The 20617-nt window shown below is 69.6% G+C and carries 16 protein-coding genes and 2 tRNA genes; 14 read left to right on the forward strand and 4 right to left on the reverse strand.

Going from position 1 to position 20617, the window contains the following annotated elements; all coding sequences use genetic code 11:
* Positions 1-127: 127 nt before the first annotated feature.
* Positions 128-1354 carry a cation:proton antiporter gene (locus ABT170_RS08210; protein ID WP_329944021.1) on the reverse strand — a complete coding sequence of 409 codons (1227 nt, stop codon included), beginning with the start codon at positions 1352-1354 and terminating at the stop codon, positions 128-130.
* 240 nt (positions 1355-1594) lie between these two features.
* Between ABT170_RS08210 and ABT170_RS08215 the strand changes: the two genes are divergently transcribed.
* Genes ABT170_RS08215 through ABT170_RS08225 form a run of 3 tightly spaced genes read left to right on the forward strand, consistent with a single transcriptional unit; the run spans position 1595 to position 5515 of the window.
* On the forward strand, positions 1595-2524 hold the full coding sequence (locus ABT170_RS08215) for an ABC transporter ATP-binding protein (protein ID WP_351865090.1): 930 nt from the start codon (positions 1595-1597) through the stop codon (positions 2522-2524).
* Positions 2524-4986 carry an ABC transporter permease gene (locus ABT170_RS08220; protein WP_351865093.1) on the forward strand — a complete coding sequence of 821 codons (2463 nt, stop codon included), beginning with the start codon at positions 2524-2526 and terminating at the stop codon, positions 4984-4986. Before ABT170_RS08215 ends, ABT170_RS08220 begins: the two co-directional genes overlap by 1 nt.
* Before the next feature lie 28 nt (positions 4987-5014).
* Positions 5015-5515, forward strand: coding sequence for an HD domain-containing protein (locus ABT170_RS08225; protein WP_351865096.1), 501 nt, complete (start codon positions 5015-5017; stop codon positions 5513-5515).
* A 99-nt stretch (positions 5516-5614) separates the two neighbouring features.
* Here ABT170_RS08225 and ABT170_RS08230 read toward each other — a convergent pair whose 3' ends face one another.
* Positions 5615-6796 (reverse strand): acyltransferase family protein, encoded by a 1182-nt coding sequence (locus ABT170_RS08230; protein WP_351865099.1) that lies wholly within the window; start codon positions 6794-6796, stop codon positions 5615-5617.
* A 524-nt stretch (positions 6797-7320) separates the two neighbouring features.
* On the opposite strand from ABT170_RS08230, the gene ABT170_RS08235 reads away from it, so the two are divergent.
* On the forward strand, positions 7321-7515 hold the full coding sequence (locus ABT170_RS08235; RefSeq protein ID WP_073723181.1) for a hypothetical protein: 195 nt from the start codon (positions 7321-7323) through the stop codon (positions 7513-7515).
* 114 nt (positions 7516-7629) lie between these two features.
* Here the strand turns inward: ABT170_RS08235 and ABT170_RS08240 are convergent.
* Positions 7630-7703: transfer RNA gene (locus ABT170_RS08240), tRNA-Gly, on the reverse strand.
* Between the two features lie 193 nt (positions 7704-7896).
* Here ABT170_RS08240 and ABT170_RS08245 point away from each other — a divergent pair.
* The 5 genes from ABT170_RS08245 (at position 7897) to clpX (ending at position 12675) form a co-directional block, all read left to right on the forward strand.
* Positions 7897-7973, forward strand: a tRNA-Pro gene (locus ABT170_RS08245).
* A 150-nt stretch (positions 7974-8123) separates the two neighbouring features.
* Positions 8124-9533, forward strand: coding sequence for a trigger factor (gene tig / locus ABT170_RS08250; RefSeq protein WP_351865102.1), 1410 nt, complete (start codon positions 8124-8126; stop codon positions 9531-9533).
* A gap of 315 nt (positions 9534-9848) precedes the next feature.
* Entirely contained in the window at positions 9849-10454 is a 606-nt protein-coding gene (locus ABT170_RS08255) for an ATP-dependent Clp protease proteolytic subunit (protein WP_329944148.1), read from the forward strand.
* A gap of 79 nt (positions 10455-10533) precedes the next feature.
* Positions 10534-11217, forward strand: coding sequence for an ATP-dependent Clp protease proteolytic subunit (locus tag ABT170_RS08260; protein ID WP_323179675.1), 684 nt, complete (start codon positions 10534-10536; stop codon positions 11215-11217).
* Positions 11218-11373: 156 nt separating this feature from the next.
* On the forward strand, positions 11374-12675 hold the full coding sequence (gene clpX / locus ABT170_RS08265; protein ID WP_073723175.1) for an ATP-dependent Clp protease ATP-binding subunit ClpX: 1302 nt from the start codon (positions 11374-11376) through the stop codon (positions 12673-12675).
* A gap of 91 nt (positions 12676-12766) precedes the next feature.
* Here clpX and ABT170_RS08270 read toward each other — a convergent pair whose 3' ends face one another.
* A complete protein-coding gene (locus ABT170_RS08270) occupies positions 12767-13783 on the reverse strand; it encodes a hypothetical protein (RefSeq protein WP_351865106.1) in 1017 nt (338 codons plus the stop codon).
* A gap of 137 nt (positions 13784-13920) precedes the next feature.
* Here ABT170_RS08270 and ABT170_RS08275 point away from each other — a divergent pair, with 137 nt between their 5' ends.
* The 5 genes from ABT170_RS08275 (at position 13921) to ABT170_RS08295 (ending at position 20550) form a co-directional block, all read left to right on the forward strand.
* The gene (locus ABT170_RS08275) at positions 13921-16542 is read left to right on the forward strand and encodes a valine--tRNA ligase (protein WP_351865109.1); all 2622 of its coding nucleotides are present in this window, start codon (positions 13921-13923) and stop codon (positions 16540-16542) included.
* A gap of 283 nt (positions 16543-16825) precedes the next feature.
* Entirely contained in the window at positions 16826-18349 is a 1524-nt protein-coding gene (folC, locus tag ABT170_RS08280) for a bifunctional tetrahydrofolate synthase/dihydrofolate synthase (protein WP_329944013.1), read from the forward strand.
* Positions 18350-18351: 2 nt separating this feature from the next.
* Positions 18352-18702: a DUF4233 domain-containing protein gene (locus ABT170_RS08285; RefSeq protein WP_329944012.1), complete on the forward strand. Its 351-nt coding sequence runs from the start codon at positions 18352-18354 to the stop codon at positions 18700-18702.
* A gap of 123 nt (positions 18703-18825) precedes the next feature.
* Positions 18826-19239: a nucleoside-diphosphate kinase gene (gene ndk / locus ABT170_RS08290; RefSeq protein ID WP_266930635.1), complete on the forward strand. Its 414-nt coding sequence runs from the start codon at positions 18826-18828 to the stop codon at positions 19237-19239.
* Positions 19240-19530: 291 nt separating this feature from the next.
* A complete protein-coding gene (locus tag ABT170_RS08295; protein ID WP_037698738.1) occupies positions 19531-20550 on the forward strand; it encodes a rod shape-determining protein in 1020 nt (339 codons plus the stop codon).
* The last annotated feature ends 67 nt before the right edge of the window (positions 20551-20617 follow it).

Genomic DNA, 20617 nt, shown 5'->3' on the forward strand with positions numbered 1-20617 from the left:
GAACACCGCGGGCCAGTGCGCGGCCCCGTCCGTGAACCGTACGCAAAACCGGCCATACCGTACGGGCGTCAACGCGGGGCGCCCCGTCACCGGAAGGTGCCCAATCGGGGTGCCCCGCGCGTTCGTCTCAGGCGGTGACCGGAACCTTGCCCGGATTCGGATCCCCGTTCCCGTCGCCGCCTCCGGCGCCGTCCGCGCCGCCGCCCCGGCTCCCGGTCCGCCCGCCGGGCAGAATCCGGGCCAGCCAGTGCGAGCGTCCGGCGGCGAGCGGGGCGAGGACGGCGAGGACGAGCACATAGCCCGCGATGAACGGGGAGAGCCGTTCGTCCAGACCGGCGCCCGCCGCCATCGTGGCCAGGATCAGGGCGAACTCGCCCCGGGCCAGCAGGGTGGTGGAGATGTTCGCCGTCGCCTGCGCCCCGAAGGAGTACACCTTGGCGGCGGCGAGCCCCGCGAACACGTTCATCGCCACGGTCACCGCGACAGCCGCCAGCACCGGCCACACCACGCTCGGCAGATCGCCCGGGTTGATGGAGAGCCCGAAGGCGAAGAAGAAGATCGCCCCGAAGGCGTCCCGCAGCGGGTGGACCAGCTTGAGTATCCGGCCGCCCGAGGTCGTGCTGCCGAGCATCAGGCCGACCATGAACGCGCCGATGGCGTCGGCCACACCGAACCACTCGGAGACCCCGGCGACGAAGACCGCGGCACCGAGGAAGGAGATGACGAGGAGTTCGTCGTCCTTGGTGTTGATCAGCTTGGAGACGACCTTGGTACCGAAACGGGCCGCCAGGGCGAGGAGCAGCAGGAAGCCGAAGGCCTTGCCGCCGTCGACGACCGCGGCCGAGAGGCTGTCCGCACCGGACAGGATCGGCTGGAGCGCCGCCAGGTACAGGGCGAGGAAGACATCCTCGACGACGATGATGCCGAGGATCGGCTTGGTCTCCGGATTGCCGATGCGTCCCAGGTCGACGAGGACCTTGGTGACGATGGCGGAGGACGAGATGCCGAGCACCCCGGCGAGGACCAGCGCCTCGGAGGTGCCCCAGCCCAGCGCGAACCCGAAGCCGAGTCCCGCGCCGACGTTCAGGGCGAGATAGGCGCCGCCGGCGAGCGCCATCTTGCGCCCGCCCGCTTTGAGGTCGTCGAGGTGGAACTCAAGTCCCAGATAGAAGAGCAGCAGCACGAGGCCGAGTGCGGAGAGCATCTCCAGCTCGTGCGGGTCGGCGACGAGAACGATGCCGGGGGTGTGCGGGCCGAGCAGAATCCCGGCCAGGATGAACAGGGGAATCGTCGGCAGGCCGATGCGGCCGCCGACACGGGCGAGGACGGCGGCGGCCAGGAAGGCGCCGCCCATGGCTATGAGCGTGTCTGCGTGTCCGATGAGCTTGGTCCTTCGTTAGGTCAAGAGCGCGTCAAGGATGCGTCAGTAATTAGTTTACCGAACGATTGACGTCGCAACTATGCCCTGGTCGAATCCGCCGGGGGTGGGGCAATCCCCACCCCCGGTCCACCGGGAGCCGCCATGGCCGGTGACACCCCGTGATCCGTACGTTCGAGGCATCGATTCGGACGTGGCGACGGAAGGACACACACCATGGGGCTGCGACGCACGAAGCGCATCGCGCAGGGCTCGCGGGAGGACCGGAGCTCGCGGGGGGCGCGGAGCTCGCAGGCCGTACGAGGCCCGCAGGACGGCCTCGGGGAGTACGGGGAGCGCGCGGAGTACGGGGAGCGCGGGGAGCACGCCCGTTCCGACGCGGCCGTCGAACTGCGCGGCGTCCGGCGGCAGTACGGGCGGGGCTCCGCCACCGTCCACGCCCTGCGCGGCATCGACCTCACGCTCCCGCGCGGCAGCTTCACCGCCGTGATGGGCCCCTCCGGCTCCGGGAAGTCGACCTTCCTCCAGTGTGCGGCCGGACTCGACCGCCCCACCGAGGGATCCGTACGCCTCGGCGGCACCGAGATCACCGGCATGAGCGAGAACAAGCTCACCGAACTGCGCCGCAGCCGCCTCGGCTTCGTCTTCCAGGCCTTCAACCTGCTGCCGTCCCTGACGGTCGAACAGAACATCGTGCTGCCCATGCGCCTCGACGGACGGCGCACCGGTTCCGCCGCGGCCCGCCGCAGCGCCGCCGACATGCTCACCCGCGTCGGCCTCGGCGACAAGGGCGATCGCCGCCCCGGCCAGCTCTCCGGCGGCCAGCAGCAGCGCGTCGCCATCGCCCGCGCCCTGGTCACCCGGCCCGACGTGGTCTTCGCCGACGAGCCGACCGGCGCCCTCGACACCACCACCGCCGCCGAGATCCTCGCCCTGCTCCGGCACGCCGTGGACAGCCTCGGCGCGACCGTCGTCATGGTCACCCACGACCCGGCCGCCGCCGCCTGGGCCGACCGGGTGCTCTTCCTCGCCGACGGAGAGATCGCGGACAGCCTGCCGCACGCCACGGCCGAGCGGATCGCGGCCCGGATGACCGCCCTCACGGCCCCCGCCCCCGCGCACGCCCACGCCGGAGCGGCGGCCTGATGTTCACCCCGCACCTCCCGAACGGCCTGGCCCGCGCGGCCGTCCGCTTCCGGCCCTCCTCGTTCGCCGGGACCTTCGTCGCGCTCCTGATGGCCGCAGCGATCGTCTCCGCGTGCGGCATCCTGCTCCAGACCGGCATCACCGCCTCGGTCCCCGCCGACCGCTACGCCAGGGCCCCCGTCCTCGTCGCCGCCGACCAGCAGGCCCGCATGACGTCCGGCAGCGGCGAGGAGGCCTACGAGGCGACCGCCGTGCTCCCGGACACCGCACGGCTGCCCGCATCCCTCGTGAAGAAGGCCGCGGCGGCCCCCGGAGCCGCCGCCGCGATCGGCGACCTCACCTTCCCGGTGCACCAGGACCGCACCCCCCTCACCGCCCACGGCTGGGGATCCACCGCGTTCACCGGTACGGAACTGGTCACCGGCGACGCGCCGGGGAGCGGCGAGGTCGTCATCGGCACCGGCATCGCGGGCCGGATCGGCGACACCGTCACCCTGGACACCCCGGCCGGCGCACGCGAGTTCCGCGTCTCGGGCACCACCGGCACCGCCGCCACCCTCTGGTTCGCCGACCGGCAGGCCGACGCCGTCTCCGGCCACCCCGGCAAGGTCGACGCCATCGCCGTACTCGCCGCCCCCGGCACCACCCCCGACACCCTCGCCGACGAGGTCGGCCGGGCCGTCGGCGGCGCGCACTCCGCGAAGGTCCACACCGGCGACGACCGGGGCGGAGTCGAGGACCCCGGCCTCGCGGGCGCCGAGGAACTGCTCGTCGGACTCGGCGGCTCCTTCGGCGGCGTCGCCACCATGGTCGCCGTCTTCACCGCCGCCGGTACGGTCGCCCTCTCCGTCTCTCAGCGCAGCCGCGAATTCGCCCTGCTGCGCGCCATCGGAGCCACCCCGCGCCAGCTGCGCCGCACGATCGCCACCGAATCCCTCCTCGTCGCCCCGCTCGCCGGAGCCCTCGGCACCCTGCCCGGAATCGCCCTGGCGAACTGGTGGTTCGGCCGGCTGAAGGACAAGGGCGCCATCCCCGAAGCCGTACGGCTCGACATCGGTCCGCTGCCCCTGGGCATCGCCGTCGCCACCACGGTGCTCACCGCGCTGCTCGCCGGCTACCTCGCCGCCCGCCGCCCGGCGAAGGTCAAGCCGGGCCTGGCCTTGGCCCGGAGCGCCGTGGAGGGCGCCCCGTTCGGCTGGATCCGTACACCGCTGGGCATCCTCTCCCTCGTCGGCGGGGGCGTCCTCGCGGGTGTCGCCGCCTCTGAGACAGGCGACGACGCCGCCAACGCCGCGCTCGGCGTCGTCATGCTCTTCATGCTGGCCGTCGCCCTGCTCGGCCCGCTGATCGCCCGGGTCTGCGCGGGTGTCCTCGGCCTCCCGCTGCGCGCCGCGGGCGCCTCCGGGGAACTGGCCGCCGCCAACTCCCGTGCGAACGCCCGCCGGCTGGCCTCCGCGATCACCCCGATCGTGCTCGCCATGGCCTTCTCCTCGACCCTCGTCTTCATGCACACCAGCGAGAACCGGGCCGTCGAGCACCAGCGGCGCGACGGCATCACCGCCGACCACATCGTCTCCGCCCCGGCGGGACTCGCCTCCGACGCCACCGGACGAGCCGCCGCGACCCCCGGCGTGTCCACCGCGGTCGGCCTGCTGCGCACCGCCGTCGTGGTGCCGAGCGGAAGCGGCGGCGACCGATGGCTGGCCACCGCGTCCGCCCAGGGCGTCATCGGCTCACCCGCCGACCTCGCCGAGGTCCAGGACCTCGACGTCCGCACGGGGACGCTCGGCGCCCTCCGCCCCGGCACGGTCGCCATCGACACCACCCTGGCGAACTCCGCGAAGGTCACCACCGGCGACCGGCTCGCACTGCGTCTCCCGGACGGCACCAAGGCGTCCCCGAAGGTCGTCGCCATCTACGGCCGGGGCCTGGGCATCTCGCTCGTCACCCTGCCCGCGGCCGACCTCGGGGGCCATGTCACCTCGCCGTACGCCTCCGACGTCCTGGTCCGCGCCACCCCGGAGGCGGCGGGCGCGCTCACCGCGCTGGGCACCGTCACCGACCACTCCGGCTACGCCGCCGCGCAGGACCAGCAGCGGGAGCTGAACGCCTGGGCCAACACCACCATGGCCGCGGTACTCGGCGGATTCGCCGCGGTCGCGGCGGTCAACACCCTGGTCATGACGGTCCTGGCCCGCCGCCGCGAGCTCACCGTGCTCCGCCTCGTCGGCTCCACCCGGCGTCAGGTCATGGACATGATCCGCTGGGAGGCCCTGCTGGTCACCGGCGCCGGGATCGTCCTCGGTACGGGCATCGCCCTGGCCACACTCGTCCCGATGATGAAGGGCCTGACGGGCGAGGCCCCGTACATCCCGCCGATGCTGTACGGCTCGTTCGCCGCGGCGACCGTGCTCCTGGGGCTCGGGGCCTCCACCATCCCGGCCCGCGCGGCCCTGCGCTGAGACCCCGCCGGGCCGTACAGTCGGGGCCGTGCCGACCCCACAGCTGACCCTGGCCGAGATCGAGGCGATCGCCCGCGCGGCCCACGCGACCCAGCGGGACAAGGCGGGACGCCCGTACACCGAACACATCGAGGCGGTCGCCGAGGGGGTACGGACCCGGGGCGGCAGCGACGAACAGATCGCCGCGGCCTGGCTGCACGACGCGATCGAGGACGACGCGCTCTCCGCCGACTGGCTGGCCGGGGCGGCACTGCCGCGACAGGTCAAGGACATGGTCCTCGCCGTCACCAAACGGACCGGCGAGGACCTGTCCGCGTACACCGGACGGATCCTCGCCACCCCGGGCGCCCTGCTCGTGAAGGAGGCGGACCTGGCCCACAACGCCGACCCGGCCCGCCTCGCGGTCCTGGAACCGGCCACTCGTACCCGGCTGACAGCGAAATATGCGCAGGTACGCGGCCTGTTGGGTCTCACCGGGCCGGAATCGCCCACCGACCGTCAGGATCAAGCCAACCCGGCGACGCACTGACGGGAGCGTCCGCAGCCGCACCGGCACCCCGTACCCGCGACCGCGCGGGCCCGGCCGGAAACCCGGCCGGGCCCATCTGATCGCGCGACGACCGGCGCCTCAGCGCCCGGCGGCGTCCCGGCGGAACGCCCAGTCCATGTCCGGCTCCGTCGCGAAACGCAGCGCGCGCCGTACCGGGGGAGTGCACAGGAGCGTCACGGCGGCGGCGGCGACGAGGGAGACGACGACCAGCCCGGCCGGCTCGGCGAGCCATTCCTGCCGGTCGAACAGCCCCGCGTAGCCGGCACCCTTGACCAGGAAGCCGTGCAGCAGATAGCCGCAGATGGTGCCCGCGCCCAGCACCGTGAACCACATGCGGCGGCGCGGCACCCAGGCCAGGAACCCGGCCGTCAGCACCAGCGCGCACCCGAACATCGCCAGGGACATCACCGCACCCGACCACCACGGAGCGCCCAGCTCCTGCGCGCTGCTGCTGCGGTAGAACCAGCCGAGCTGCGTCCGCGGGGCGAGCCAGTAGGCGAAGAGCAGGGCCCCCGCGAACAGCGGCAGGGACAGCAGCCGCACCTCGCGGCGGCGGATCGTCTCGAAGTGCTCGGGCTTCATGACCAGACCGAGCACGAAGAACGGCAGGAACTGCAGAACCCGCTGGAGATCGAGGTCGTCGCCGATGTCCGGCGACACCGAGGCGAGCACGGCGATCGTCAGCGCGACCGGCAGCGGGTGCCGCAGCGCGCGCCAGATCGGCGTGGTGATCCGCCAGACGAAGAGGGCGACCAGGAACCAGGTCAGGAACAGCGGATCGAGCAGGCTGACCGCTTCGTCGGCCGAGCCGCCCGCGTACCGCTTGAACAGCGCGTACGCGGTCTCGAACAGTACGTACGGCACGGCGACCCCGGTGACCAGGCGTTTCACCTTGGCGGGGGTCATGTCGAAGGAGCGGGAGAAGTAGCCGGAGATGAGGATGAAGGCCGGCATGTGGAACGTGTAGACGACGAGGTACAGCGCCCGGGTGGTACGGCTGCCGTCCATCACCGGTTCCCAGGCGTGCGCCACGGCGACCAGCACGATGGCCAGATACTTCACATTGTCGAAGTAGGGGTCACGTTTCTTCGAGGGTGCGGCGGACGACGCCGACGCGGACGAGGGGGTGACCGACGGCGTGACCGGAACCGCTGTGGGGGAGGTCCGGGTGACGGTCATGGTCTGTTCGTGTCTGGGCTCCGACTCCCGGGTCGCTGGGGGGAGCGGGGCCCTCTTGAATGCGCTCGGAGCGTGGAACATCTAAGGCACCTTAGACCCGTTGATTGGCGTTCGTAAAACGACCACGAGATATCGCGTGTTCCCGCCCATTCGAAAGTGAAACTACCAAAAACCGACCGTTATGACACGACTGATCCCCCTTAAATAGGGCATATCGTCGGGCAGTTGAGATCAGTGAATTACGTCGCACTTGGCATCGGCAAAAGCCTGTGAACGAAGTGTGGGGATACGGAAACGATCACTGTGATTCATATTCGGCCCCGTGTCCCCGGTCGCGGATTCACAGTTCACCCACAGCGCCCGTACAGATTTCGGTGAATCCCCGGCGGTACCGGTCGCGCCGGGATCCGGAACCGGCCCCCGGATCCGCCCCGGACCCCGCCCGGTTCATCCGATCCGGCTCCGAGGATGGCGGGATCCGGTCAGGTCGGTTCATCAGGCGGCAGCAACCACAGGGGAGTTGGTGGCACGATGGACGCAACGGGGCGCGCTCTGGTGCACGCTTCCGGGCCGGCAAGGCGGACCGACCGAGGGTGTGATCAGACGTGGCTATTTCACTGTCTATGGTGCTGCTGTTCGCGGTCATCCTGGTGGTGCTGATCCGTGGCGGATCGATCAAGGCCGGGCCCGCGATCGTGGCAGTGCTGTTCGGCTTCTTCCTGGCGTCGACCGGCATGGCGCCGTCGATCAACAGGTTCATGAACTCGATAGCGGACACCATCAACCAGATCAGCTTCTGACCGCGCGCCCCCGCCCGGGATCCCCGGGCGGGCGCGGCGCGTGATCCGCGGTGCGCGAGCGGCGCACGCAAAAGGCCCGGTCCGACGAGGTTGTCGTCGGACCGGGCCCAAGCATGGAGCGGGCGACGGGAATCGAACCCGCGTAGCTAGTTTGGAAGACTAGGGCTCTACCATTGAGCTACGCCCGCAAGCACCGCACCGGAGGTCGTCGCGACCTCGGCACGAAGAGCATCGTAGCGGGTCCGTGACCCGCTCCGCACACCCGTTGTCTCCGGCCGGTGTTCCGGCCCCCGAGAGGGCCGCGTTCGGACCGGGTGCCCGGTCGCCGGGGAAAGCGGCGGATGCACCGCCCTTCTGCATGTACCCTACGTGTCGCACCGACGGGGTGTGGCGCAGCTTGGTAGCGCGTCCGCTTTGGGAGCGGAAGGTCGTCGGTTCGAATCCGGCCACCCCGACCACCGGCAAGATCGCATTGTGGGAGTCATCCCCCTTGCCGTTACTATGCAAAATGCGTGCCCGTGTGTCTGATGTACCGGGCTCGGTCCGCGAAGCCGCCTCTCGGCGGCCCAGCAGAACCCCAAGAAGTCAGCCACCAAGGAGACCGAACCGTGAAGAGCGCCGTGGAGACCCTGAACCCGACCCGGGTTCGGCTCAGCATTGAGGTGCCCTTCGAGGAGCTCAAGGACAGCCTCGACGCGGCGTACAAGAAGATCAACCAGCAGGTCACGGTGAAGGGCTTCCGCAAGGGCAAGATCCCGGCCCGGGTCATCGACCAGCGGTTCGGCCGTGGTGCGGTGCTGGAGGAGGCCGTCAACGACGCCCTCCCGAAGTTCTACACCGAGGCCGTCAACGAGGGTGAGCTGAACGTCCTCGGCCAGCCCGAGGTCGACATCACCGAGCTGAAGGACGGCGAGCTGCTGGCCTTCACCGCCGAGGTTGACGTACGCCCCGAGATCGAGATCCCGGACTACTCCGGCATCGAGGTCACCGTGGACGCCCTCGAAGTCACCGATGAGGACGTCGAGAAGGCCGTGGAGCAGCTCCGCGAGCGCTTCGCCTCCACCAACCCGGTCGAGCGCGCCGCCGCCGAGGGCGACGTCGTGACGATCGACCTGGAGGCCAAGGTCGACGGAGAGGTCCTGGAGGACGGCGTGGCCGCCGGTGTCTCGTACACCATCGGTTCCGGCGAGCTCCTCGACGGCATCGACGAGGCCGTGACCGGCCTGGAGGCCGGTGGCGAGGCCACCTTCACCTCCGAGCTGAAGGGCGGCTCCGCCGAGGGCAAGGAAGCGGAGGTCACCGTCAAGGTCACCGCCGTCGCCGCCCGTGAGCTTCCCGAGCTGGACGACGACTTCGCCCAGATGGCGAGCGAGTTCGACACGCTCGACGAGCTCAAGGCGGACAGCCGCAAGCGCCTGGAGAACACCAAGCAGTACGACCAGGCCACCCAGGCCCAGGAGCGCGTCCTGGACGAGCTGCTGAAGCTCGCCGAGGTCCCGATCCCCGAGAAGCTCCTCGCGGACGAGGTCCAGACCCGCAAGCACAACCTGGAGCACCACCAGCTCGGCCAGATGGGTCTCGACCTGGAGAAGTACCTGGAGATCCAGGGCAAGACGCTCGAAGAGTTCGAGGCCGAGACCGCCGAGCAGGCGATCAAGGGCATCAAGACCCAGTTCATCCTGGACGAGCTCGTCAACAAGGAGAAGCTGAACGTCAACCAGGAGGAGCTCACCGAGCACCTCATGCGGCGTGCGGCCTCCTCCGGCATGAGCCCCGACCAGTTCGCCCAGGCCGTCGTCGAGGGTGGCCAGGTGCCGATGCTCGTCGGCGAGGTCGCCCGCGGCAAGGCGCTCGCCGTGGTCGTCGAGGCCGCCAAGGTCACCGACACCAACGGTGAGGTCATCGACCTTGAGGACGAGGACGTCGAGGCCGCCACCGAGGAGAGCACCGAGGCCGCCACCGAGGAGAGCACCGAGGCCGCCGCCGAGGCGCAGTCCGCGGAGAAGACCGAGGCCTGATCCCCGCGCCGATCGGCACCGGCCGACCGGCACGGAACGGTTCGTACGACGGGCCCCGGACGCATCGCGTCCGGGGCCCGTCGCCGTACCGGGTCCGAGGGTCGCCGTCGTATCGCCGTGCGACCACCGGAACCCTTGTGCCCACTGCGGACCTTGCGCTCCCAGCGAACAGTTGGGGAAGCGGGATGGCGTTGTCCTACCTGCGCGTTAGGGTCCATGAAGAGGAAGGGTGGGGGAGTCCCCGCCCACCCGGTACGAAGACGCTGAGACGGCCGGAGCCGTCAGAGACGAGCAGGTGGATACGTGACGAATCTGATGCCCTACGCCGCCGGAGAGCCGTCCCTCGGTGGAGGCCTCGGTGACCAGGTCTACAGCCGACTGCTCGGCGAGCGCATCATCTTCCTCGGTCAGCAGGTCGACGATGACATCGCCAACAAGATCACCGCACAGCTCCTCCTCCTTGCCGCCGACCCGGACAAGGACATCTACCTCTACATCAACAGCCCCGGCGGCTCGGTGACGGCAGGCATGGCGGTCTACGACACCATGCAGTACATCCCGAACGACGTGGTCACGATCGGTATGGGCATGGCGGCCTCGATGGGCCAGTTCCTGCTCACCGGCGGCTCCGCGGGCAAGCGCTTCGCGCTTCCGAACACCGACATCCTCATGCACCAGGGTTCGGCCGGCATCGGCGGTACCGCCTCGGACATCAAGATCCAGGCCGAGTACCTGCTCCGCACGAAGAAGCGGATGGCGGAGATCACCGCCCACCACTCCGGCCAGACCGTGGAGACGATCATCCGCGACGGCGACCGCGACCGCTGGTACACCGCGGAGGAGGCCAAGGAGTACGGCCTCATCGACGAGATCATCACGTTCGCGTCGGGCATTCCGGGCGGCGGCGGCACCGGTGCCTGATCCGGTCTCCACCGGACCGGCAGCACCCACCGCGCACCTCTCGTACGCCGAGACCCCCAGCCCACAGAACGCCACCAGGATGGTGAACACCCACATGAACAACTTCCCCGGCGCCTCCGCGAGCGGCCTCTACACCGGCCCGCAGGTGGACAACCGCTACGTCGTCCCGCGCTTCGTGGAGCGCACCTCGCAGGGTGTGCGTGAGTACGACCCGTACGCGAAGCTCTTCGAGGAGCGCGTGATCTTCCTCGGCGTCCAGATCGACGACGCCTCGGCCAACGACGTCATGGCGCAGCTGCTGTGCCTGGAGTCGATGGACCCGGACCGCGACATCTCGATCTACATCAACAGCCCCGGCGGCTCGTTCACCGCGCTCACCGCGATCTACGACACGATGCAGTTCGTGAAGCCGGACATCCAGACGGTCTGCATGGGCCAGGCGGCCTCCGCCGCCGCCGTCCTGCTCGCCGCGGGCACGCCGGGCAAGCGCATGGCGCTCCCGCACGCCCGGGTGCTCATCCACCAGCCGTCCTCGCAGACCGGCCGCGAGCAGCTCTCCGACCTGGAGATCGCCGCCAACGAGATCCTGCGGATGCGTACGCAGCTGGAGGAGATGCTCGCCAAGCACTCCACCACCCCGCTGGAGAAGATCAGCGAGGACATCGAGCGCGACAAGATCCTGACCGCCGAGGACGCCCTCGCGTACGGTCTGGTGGACCAGATCGTCTCCACCCGTAAGACCACGGCCGGCGCAGCCGTCTGACGTCGGTCTTTCCCCTTGGCACAGTCCGATCGCACGGTCCGGACCGTGCGAACCGTGCCAAGGGGGGCCCGAACGGGGGGCCAGGCAAGGTACCGTCGGATAGAGGCACCAGGAGTCGCTGAACCAGGCGTCTCCCAGGCGAAGGGGAAGCACCTCGTGGCACGCATCGGTGATGGCGGCGACCTGCTCAAGTGCTCGTTCTGCGGAAAGAGCCAGAAGCAGGTGAAGAAGCTCATCGCGGGACCCGGTGTGTACATCTGCGACGAGTGCATCGATCTCTGCAACGAGATCATCGAGGAGGAGCTCGCCGAGACCTCCGAGGTGCGTTGGGAAGAGCTTCCCAAGCCTCGGGAGATCTACGAGTTCCTTGAGGGGTACGTCGTCGGGCAGGAGCCCGCGAAGAAGGCCCTCTCGGTCGCGGTGTACAACCACTACAAACGGGTCCAGGCCGGAGAGAACGGCGGCGGCGCGAATCGCGAGGACGCGATCGAGCTCGCCAAGTCCAACATCCTGCTGCTGGGCCCCACCGGCTCCGGCAAGACGCTCCTCGCGCAGACGCTGGCCCGCATGCTCAACGTCCCGTTCGCCATCGCCGACGCGACGGCGCTGACGGAGGCCGGCTATGTCGGCGAGGACGTCGAGAACATCCTGCTCAAGCTGATCCAGGCGGCCGACTACGACGTCAAGAAGGCCGAGACCGGGATCATCTACATCGACGAGATCGACAAGGTCGCCCGCAAGAGCGAGAACCCGTCGATCACCCGCGACGTCTCGGGCGAGGGCGTGCAGCAGGCCCTGCTGAAGATCCTGGAGGGCACCACCGCCTCCGTACCGCCGCAGGGCGGACGCAAGCACCCGCACCAGGAGTTCATCCAGATCGACACGACGAACGTGCTGTTCATCGTGGGCGGTGCGTTCTCCGGTCTGGAGAAGATCATCGAGTCGCGGGCCGGCGCCAAGGGCATCGGCTTCGGCGCGACGATCCGCTCGAAGCTGGAGATCCAGGCGAGCGACCAGTTCCAGGAGGTCATGCCGGAGGACCTGGTGAAGTTCGGGATGATCCCCGAGTTCATCGGCCGTCTTCCCGTGCTGACCTCGGTGCACAACCTGGACCGCGAAGCACTGCTCCAGATCCTGGTCGAGCCGCGTAACGCCCTGGTGAAGCAGTACCAGAGGCTGTTCGAACTCGACGGTGTGGAGCTGGACTTCGAGCGCGAGGCCCTGGAGGCCATCGCCGACCAGGCGATCCTGCGCCAGACGGGCGCCCGTGGTCTGCGCGCCATCATGGAGGAAGTCCTCCAGTCCGTGATGTACGAGGTGCCGTCCCGCAAGGACGTCGCCCGCGTCGTCATCACCCCGGACGTCGTCCGCAACAACGTGAACCCCACGCTGGTCCCGCGCGAGCCGCGCACGATCGGCAAGAACGACGGCGGCGGCCGACACGAGAAGTCCGCGTAGCGGCGCAGCGTCACGACGTACGCCGAAGGGGCGCCCGACCGGTCAACCGGCGGGCGCCCCTTCGCTGTTGTGCGGACCGGGCCTGTGGGTGTCAGATCTTGGTGCGGGAGGTGTTGTAGAGCTTCGCGGCGAGGGCTGCCACCTCGTCCTGCGCCATGCCCTTGCCCGTCAGCGCGCCGCCGACGTCGATCGCGACGACGATGCCCACGGTGCTGTAGTCGGACCAGACGCAGACCGGCGTGATCATCTCCTTCGGCCCGCCCGCCGCGGTGCCGTCGGCCTTGTCGTTGACCATCTTGAGGTCCTGGCACTTCATCAGCGCGCCCTCGAAACCGGCCGGCTTGACGTTCTTGGCGCTGCCGACCAGGGAGACCTTCTGGCCGCCGCTGCTCTTGGACATGTCCTTCTCGGCGTCGTTGAACGCGTTGTCGACGACCTTCGCCGGATCGGTGACCTCACCCCAGAAGCCCGTGAGCATGAGCATCTTCATGGTGAGCGGGTTCTCCTCGGAACCGCTCTTGTACGCGGCGCCCGCCTGATTGGCGTTCTTGATGCCCATGGCCTCGGCCTTGGCCTTGTCCGTCCCGGTGACGGGGCCCGAGGGTGCCGATTCCGAGCTGTCCTTCTTGTAGTCGTCCACGGCGGCCGCGGGCGTCAGCTTGTAGCCCTTGGTGGAGTCCGCCACATCGCTGTTGCTGGAACCGCCGGAGGTGAGGAAGTACACCCCGCCCGCGATGACCGCCAGCGCCACCACGGTCACGCCGATGACCAGGCCGGTCTTCTTCTTCGGCGGGGCCGGGGGGAACGGGGGCTGGCCGCCGTAGGCCTGCTGGCCGCCGTAGGGGGGCGTGGGGGGCTGCTGGCCGTACGGGCCCGGCTGCTGGCCCTGCGGGTAGCCGTAGCCCTGCGGGGGAACGCCCTGGGGGGCCTGCTGCGGGTAGCCGTAGCCGGGCTGGCCCTGCGGGGGACCCGGCGGCGGGCCCTGGGGCGGCTGGCCGCCGTACGGTCCGGGCTGCTGTCCGTACGGTCCGGGCTGGCCCTGACCGTAGGGTCCGGGCTGGCCCTGCGGCGGCTGCCCGCCGTACGGGCCCGGCTGGTTGTAGCTCATTGCGCTGTCCCCTCCAGAATGCTTATGCGTTCCGAACATCCTGGCGGAAGCGGCACTGGCGTGGGGCATCGCGGATCACACCGTTACTGAACAATCCCGTTTCAGTGCAGGACTGTGACGGCCCTAAACTGTCCCCCGTGACCGAGAACACTCAGCAGCAGCCAGCCAGCAACCCCGAACTGCCGACCCAGTACGCGCCGGCCGATGTAGAGGGGAAGCTGTATGAGCGCTGGGTAGAACGCGGGTACTTCGAAGCGGACGAACACAGCGACAAGCCGCCCTTCAGCATCGTCATCCCGCCGCCGAACGTCACCGGAAGCCTCCACCTCGGGCATGCCTTCGAGCACACCCTGATCGACGCCCTCGTCCGCCGCAAGCGCATGCAGGGCTTCGAGGCGCTGTACCAGCCCGGCATGGACCACGCCGGAATCGCCACCCAGAACGTCGTCGAGCGCGAGCTCGGCAAGGAGGGCAAGTCCCGCCACGACCTGGGCCGCGAGGCCTTCGTCGAGCGCGTCTGGAAGTGGAAGAAGGAGTCGGGCGGCCAGATCGCGGGGCAGATGCGCCGCCTCGGCGAGGGCGTCGCCTGGTCCCGTGAGCGCTTCACCATGGACGAGGGCCTGTCCACCGCCGTCCAGACCATCTTCAAGCGGATGTACGACGACGGCCTGATCTACCGCGCCGAGCGCATCATCAACTGGTGCCCCCGCTGTCTGACCGCGATCTCGGACATCGAGGTCGAGTACCAGGACGACGACGGCGAGCTCGTCTCCATGACGTACGGCGAGGGCGAGGAGACCATCGTCGTCGCCACGACCCGCGCCGAGACGATGCTCGGTGACACCGCGGTCGCCGTCCACCCCGACGACGAGCGCTACCGCCACCTCGTCGGCAAGCAGATCAAGCTGCCGCTCACCGACCGCACGATCCCCGTCGTCGCCGACCACCACGTCGATCCGGAGTTCGGCACCGGCGCCGTCAAGGTGACCCCCGCGCACGACCCGAACGACTTCGAGATCGGCAAGCGCCACGACCTGCCGTTCCTCACGGTCATGGACGAGCGCGCCGTCATCACGGTCCCGGGCCCCTTCCAGGGCCTGGACCGTCTGGAGGCCCGCTCCGCCATCGTCGCCGCGCTGCGCGCCGAGGGCCGGATCACCGCCGAGAAGCGGCCCTACGTCCACTCGGTCGGCCACTGCTCGCGCTGCAAGACCACCATCGAGCCGCGCCTCTCCCTCCAGTGGTGGGTCAAGGTCGCGCCGCTCGCCAAGGCGGCCGGTGACGCCGTCCGCGACGGCAAGGTCAAGATCCACCCGCAGGAGATGGAGAAGCGGTACTTCGACTGGGTCGACAACCTCCACGACTGGACGATCTCGCGCCAGCTCTGGTGGGGCCACCGCATCCCCGTCTGGTACGGCCCGAACGGCGAGGTCGTCTGCGTCGGACCGGACGAGGAAGCGCCCACGGGCGAGGGCTGGACCCAGGACAGCGATGTCCTGGACACCTGGTTCTCCTCCGGCCTGTGGCCGTTCTCCACGCTCGGCTGGCCGGAACAGACCGACAGCCTCGCGAAGTTCTACCCGAACTCCGTCCTGGTCACCGGCTACGACATCCTCTTCTTCTGGGTCGCCCGGATGATGATGTTCGGCCTGTACGTCAACGACGGCGTCCCGCCGTTCGAGACCGTCGTCCTGCACGGCATGGTCCGCGACGAGCACGGCAAGAAGATGTCGAAGTCCTTCGGCAATGTGGTCAATCCGCTGGACTGGATGGACAAGTACGGCTCCGACGCCCTGCGCTTCACGCTGGCGCGCGGCGCCAACCCGGGCACCGACGTCCCGATCGGTGAGGAGTGGGTCCAGGGTTCGGCCAAGTTCGCCAACAAGATCTGGAACGCCACCCGCTTCGCGCTGATGAACGGCGCCACGATCGAGGGCGACCTGCCGCCCGCCGACGAGCTGTCGGTGACCGACCGCTGGATCCTGTCCCGGCTGAACAAGACCGTGGCCGAGGTCGACGCGTTCTACGACGACTACCAGTTCGCCAAGCTCAGTGAGGTGCTGCGGCACTTCGCGTGGGACGAGGTCTTCGACTGGTACGTCGAGTTGTCCAAGACCACGTTCTTCGCGGGCGGCCGGCCGGCCGAGGTCTCCGGCCGGGTCCTCGGCGAGGTCCTCGATGTGATGCTGCGGTTGCTGCACCCCATCGTCCCGTTCGTCACCGAGACGCTCTGGACCGCGCTCACGGCCCGGGAGTCCGTGGTCATCGCCGACTGGCCGGCCGACTCCGGCTTCCGGGACGACGCGGCCGAGCGGGAGATCGAGCTGGTCCAGCAGGTCGTCACCGAGGTCCGCCGGTTCCGCTCGGACCAGGGCCTCCAGCCCGGCCAGAAGGTCCCGGCCGAGCTGACCCTGACCGGCACGGCGCTCGCCCCGCACGAGGCGGCCATCCGCCAGCTGCTGCGGCTCCAGCCCGCCGGGGACGGCTTCCACGCCACGGCGACGCTGCCCGTCGCGGGGGCCACGGTCGCCCTCGACCTCTCCGGCACGATCGACATCCCGGCCGAGCGCAAGCGCCTCACGAAGGACCTGGAGGCCGCGGGCAAGGAGAAGGCCCAGGCCAACGGGAAGCTCGGCAACGAGGCGTTCCTGGCCAAGGCCCCGGACAACGTGGTCGACAAGATCCGCGGCCGGCTGGCCAAGGCCGAGGCCGACATCGAGCGGATCACCGCCCAGCTGGCGAGCCTGCCGCAGGGATGATGACCTGAGGGCGAAGCCCCCGCACCCCCGACCGACCGGGAGCGCGGGGGCTTCGCCGTACCCGGGCGCGGCTCGGGACCCGCGGCCCGGGCCCCCGCACGCCACCCCACGGCGAGCGGCGCGAGGATCACCGGGGTGAGGGCAGGCGTCAGCGGACGGGCCGGCGGCCGGACGAGGCCGGTGGGGCCGTCGGCGGAGGTCCGGACGGCTGATCCGCCCGCCGCCCGCGCCCACGTCGCCGGGCGCTGCGCGCGATGTCCGTGCCCATCCGTAGACTGGTCCCGTGAGTGAGCCCCGCCCTTCAGACCGGCACGACGCGTCAGAGTCCGACGACACCTTCGCGGAGATCGTCGACGAAGCGACCCAGCGCGACCCCGACCTGGCGGTGATCGAGGCCGGGAGCCGCACCCTGCGCACCCAGTCCGGACCGCCCCAGGGCGATACCGTCCCCACCCGCCCGGCCGACCCCGAGACCGACAGGGCGCTGCACGCCGTGGAGCAGGAGCTCGCCGGCCGCTGGGGCGAGACCAAGCTCGAACCTTCGGTGACGCGGATCGCGGCCCTGATGGACGTGCTCGGCGAGCCGCAGCGCGCGTACCCCTCCATCCACATCACCGGCACCAACGGCAAGACCAGCACGGCCCGCATGATCGAGGCCCTGCTCAACGCCTTCGAGCTGCGCACCGGCCGCTACACCTCGCCGCACGTCCAGTCGATCACCGAGCGGATCAGTCTGGACGGCGCCCCGATCGAGGCCACCCGCTTCATCGAGACGTACGAGGACATCAAGCCGTACGTCGAGATGGTCGACGCCCAGCAGCCCTACCGGCTGTCGTTCTTCGAGGTGCTGACCGGTATGGCGTACGCGGCCTTCGCCGACGCGCCGGTCGATGTCGCGGTCGTCGAGGTCGGCATGGGCGGCACCTGGGACGCGACGAACGTGATCGACGGCTCCGTCGCCGTCGTCACCCCGATCTCGCTGGACCACACCGACCGGCTCGGTTCCACGCCCGCCGAGATCGCGGGGGAGAAGTCCGGGATCATCAAGCAGGGTGCCACCGTCATCCTGGCCCAGCAGCCGGTGGACGCGGCGCAGGTGATGCTGAAGAAGGCCGTCGAGGTGGACGCCACCGTCGCCCGCGAGGGCATGGAGTTCGGCGTCGCCTCCCGGGAGATCGCGGTCGGCGGCCAGCTGCTGACGCTGCGCGGTCTCGGCGGCGAGTACGACCAGATCTTCCTCCCGCTGTACGGGGCCCACCAGGCGCACAACGCGGCGGTGGCGCTCGCCGCGGTCGAGGCGTTCTTCGGCATCGGCGCCGAGCAGGCCCGGACGCTCGACATCGACGCGATCCGCAAGGCCTTCGCCTCGGTGCTGTCGCCGGGCCGCCTCGAAGTGGTCCGCTCCAGTCCGACCGTCGTCCTGGACGCCGCGCACAACCCGGCGGGTGCCCGCGCGGCCTCGGAGGGGATCTCCGAGGCGTTCGGCTTCTCCCGGCTGATCGGTGTGGTCGGGGCGAGCGGCGACAAGGACGTGCGGGGGCTGCTCGAAGCGTTCGAGCCGATCTTCGCCGAGGTCGTGATCACCCAGAACTCCAGCGCCCGTTCGATGGACGCGGACGAGCTGGCCGGTATCGCCGTCGAGGTCTTCGGCAACGACCGGGTCCAGGTCGAGCCGCGGCTGGACGACGCGCTGGAGGCGGCGATCACCCTCGCCGAGGAGCACGAGGAGTACGCGGGCGCCGGGGTCCTGGTGACCGGATCCGTGATCACGGTCGGCGAGGCCCGGCTGCTGCTGGGAAGGGGCTGAGGGTGCGTACGCTCTGCGCGTCGACGCTGATCGGCGAGTTCTTCGTGATCGGCTTCGCCGGTCTCGTCGCGATGAAGTCCGACGACCTGACGGCGGCCACGGTCTGGACGGTCTGCGGCATCGGCATGCTGCTGTCCGTGCTGCTGTGCGGGATGATCGCCCGCCCCGGCGGGGTGCAGCTCGGCTGGGTGCTCCAGATCGCTCTGGTGCTCAGTGGTTTCGTGGTCCCGATGATGTTCATCCTCGGTCTGGCCTTCGGCGGTCTGTGGTGGGCCTCGGTGCACTACGGCCGCAAGATCGACGAGGCGAAGGCCCGCTGGGCGGCACAGGAGGCCACCGAGGCCCCGGCCTGACGTCGGCCCCTTGGGCCGCCATCCCGGGCCAGGGGATGACGCTGCGTAAACCCGGGCGCCGGCCCGTTCCCGTACACCTGTAATCTCGCCTCACCGCACCCGTATGCCTGCAAGGAGCCGCACATGACTCAGCGCACCCTCGTCCTTCTCAAGCCGGACGCCGTCAGGCGTGGGCTGATCGGCGAGATCGTCGGCCGTATCGAGCGCAAGGCCGGCTGGCAGATCACCGCGCTGGAGCTGCGTACGCTGGACCAGGAGACGCTGGAGCAGCACTACGGCGAGCACAAGGGCCGCCCGTTCTACGAGCCGCTCGTCGAGTTCATGGCCTCCGGGCCCGTCGTCGCCCTGGTGGCCGAGGGCGAGCGGGTCATCGAGGGTGTCCGTGCCCTGGCCGGCCCCACCGACCCGATCGCCGCCGCGCCCGGCTCGATCCGCGGTGACTTCGGCACGATCACCCGGGAGAACCTCATCCACGCCTCGGACTCCGAGGAGTCCGCGGAGCGAGAACTCAAGCTGTTCTTTCCGGGACTTTCCTGACTTCGGATCGGCCAATCAGCGCTCATGACCTGGGGCGACCGAAGTAATTCGGTCGCCCTTCGGCATAGGGTTCCGGATCGCGGGAACGCATCCCAGCGACGTAACGTCACCATGGGTAGAACGGGAACCCGTTCCGCTCACCATGGCGAAGGACCCTCGCGCTGTGTCCGTGCATACGGCACTACGATGGAAGCTTCCACGCCCGCAGCGCCAACCCTCGCCTACCAAAAAAAGCCATCTCCGCTTCTTGGGAAGGCCCGACGCATCCTCATGGGGAACAAGGGGAACTCAATGTCGTTCATCGGCCGTGACATGGCTATCGACCTCGGGACTGCCAACACGCTGGTGTACGTCAGGGGGCGCGGCATCGTTCTGAACGAGCCGTCCGTCGTGGCCATCAACACCAACACCGGCGGAATTCTCGCGGTCGGCTCCGAGGCCAAGAAGATGATCGGCCGTACGCCGGGCAACATCGTTGCCGTGCGGCCTCTGAAGGACGGCGTGATCGCCGACTTCGAGATCACGGAGCGGATGCTCCGCTACTTCATCCTCAAGATCCACAAGCGCCGCTATCTGGCCCGCCCGCGGGTCGTCGTCTGCGTGCCCTCCGGTATCACCGGGGTCGAGCGACGCGCCGTCATCGAGGCGTCGACGCAGGCCGGCGCACGCCAGGTGCACATCATCGAGGAGCCCATGGCAGCGGCCATCGGCTCCGGTCTGCCGGTCCACGAGGCCACCGGGAACATGGTCGTCGACATCGGTGGCGGCACCACCGAGGTCGCCGTGATCTCGCTCGGCGGAATCGTCACTGCCCAGTCGATCCGGGTCGCCGGTGACGAGCTGGACAACGCGATCATCCAGCACATCAAGAAGGAGTACTCGCTCCTCCTCGGTGAGCGGACCGCCGAGCAGATCAAGATCACCATCGGTTCCGCGTACGACATGGACAAGGACGAGCACACCGAGATCCGCGGCCGCGACCTGGTCTCGGGGCTGCCCAAGACCGTCGTGGTCTCGGCCGCCGAGGTCCGCAAGGCCATCGAGGAGCCGGTCAACGCGATCGTCGACGCCGTGAAGACGACGCTCGACAAGTGCCCGCCGGAGCTCTCCGGCGATGTCATGGACCGCGGCATCGTCCTCACCGGCGGCGGCGCGCTCCTGCGCGGACTCGATGAGCGGCTGCGCCGCGAGACGGGCATGCCGATCCACATCGCCGAGGACCCGCTGGACTCGGTGGCGCTCGGATCGGGCAAGTGCGTCGAGGAGTTCGAGGCGCTCCAGCAGGTGCTGGACGCCCAGCCCCGACGGTAGAAACTCCACGATCCGACGTGCGGACGCTGCCGCTCCGTACGTCGGATCGTTGATATACAGGCACGAA

Source organism: Streptomyces sp. NPDC001787 (genome assembly GCF_040297465.1).
Lineage (GTDB): Bacteria > Actinomycetota > Actinomycetes > Streptomycetales > Streptomycetaceae > Streptomyces.

What these genes read in the sequence shown, in the direction of transcription:
- ABT170_RS08210 (WP_329944021.1), bottom strand. Translation starts at nt 1,354, where the DNA reads ATGGGCGGCGCCTTCCTGGCCGCCGCCGTCCTCGCCCGTGTCGGCGGC.
- ABT170_RS08215 (WP_351865090.1), top strand. Translation starts at nt 1,595, where the DNA reads ATGGGGCTGCGACGCACGAAGCGCATCGCGCAGGGCTCGCGGGAGGAC.
- ABT170_RS08220 (WP_351865093.1), top strand. Translation starts at nt 2,524, where the DNA reads ATGTTCACCCCGCACCTCCCGAACGGCCTGGCCCGCGCGGCCGTCCGC.
- ABT170_RS08230 (WP_351865099.1), bottom strand. Translation starts at nt 6,796, where the DNA reads ATGTTCCACGCTCCGAGCGCATTCAAGAGGGCCCCGCTCCCCCCAGCG.
- ABT170_RS08255 (WP_329944148.1), top strand. Translation starts at nt 9,849, where the DNA reads ATGCCCTACGCCGCCGGAGAGCCGTCCCTCGGTGGAGGCCTCGGTGAC.
- ABT170_RS08260 (WP_323179675.1), top strand. Translation starts at nt 10,534, where the DNA reads ATGGTGAACACCCACATGAACAACTTCCCCGGCGCCTCCGCGAGCGGC.
- ABT170_RS08270 (WP_351865106.1), bottom strand. Translation starts at nt 13,783, where the DNA reads ATGAGCTACAACCAGCCGGGCCCGTACGGCGGGCAGCCGCCGCAGGGC.
- ndk (WP_266930635.1), top strand. Translation starts at nt 18,826, where the DNA reads ATGACTCAGCGCACCCTCGTCCTTCTCAAGCCGGACGCCGTCAGGCGT.
- ABT170_RS08295 (WP_037698738.1), top strand. Translation starts at nt 19,531, where the DNA reads ATGTCGTTCATCGGCCGTGACATGGCTATCGACCTCGGGACTGCCAAC.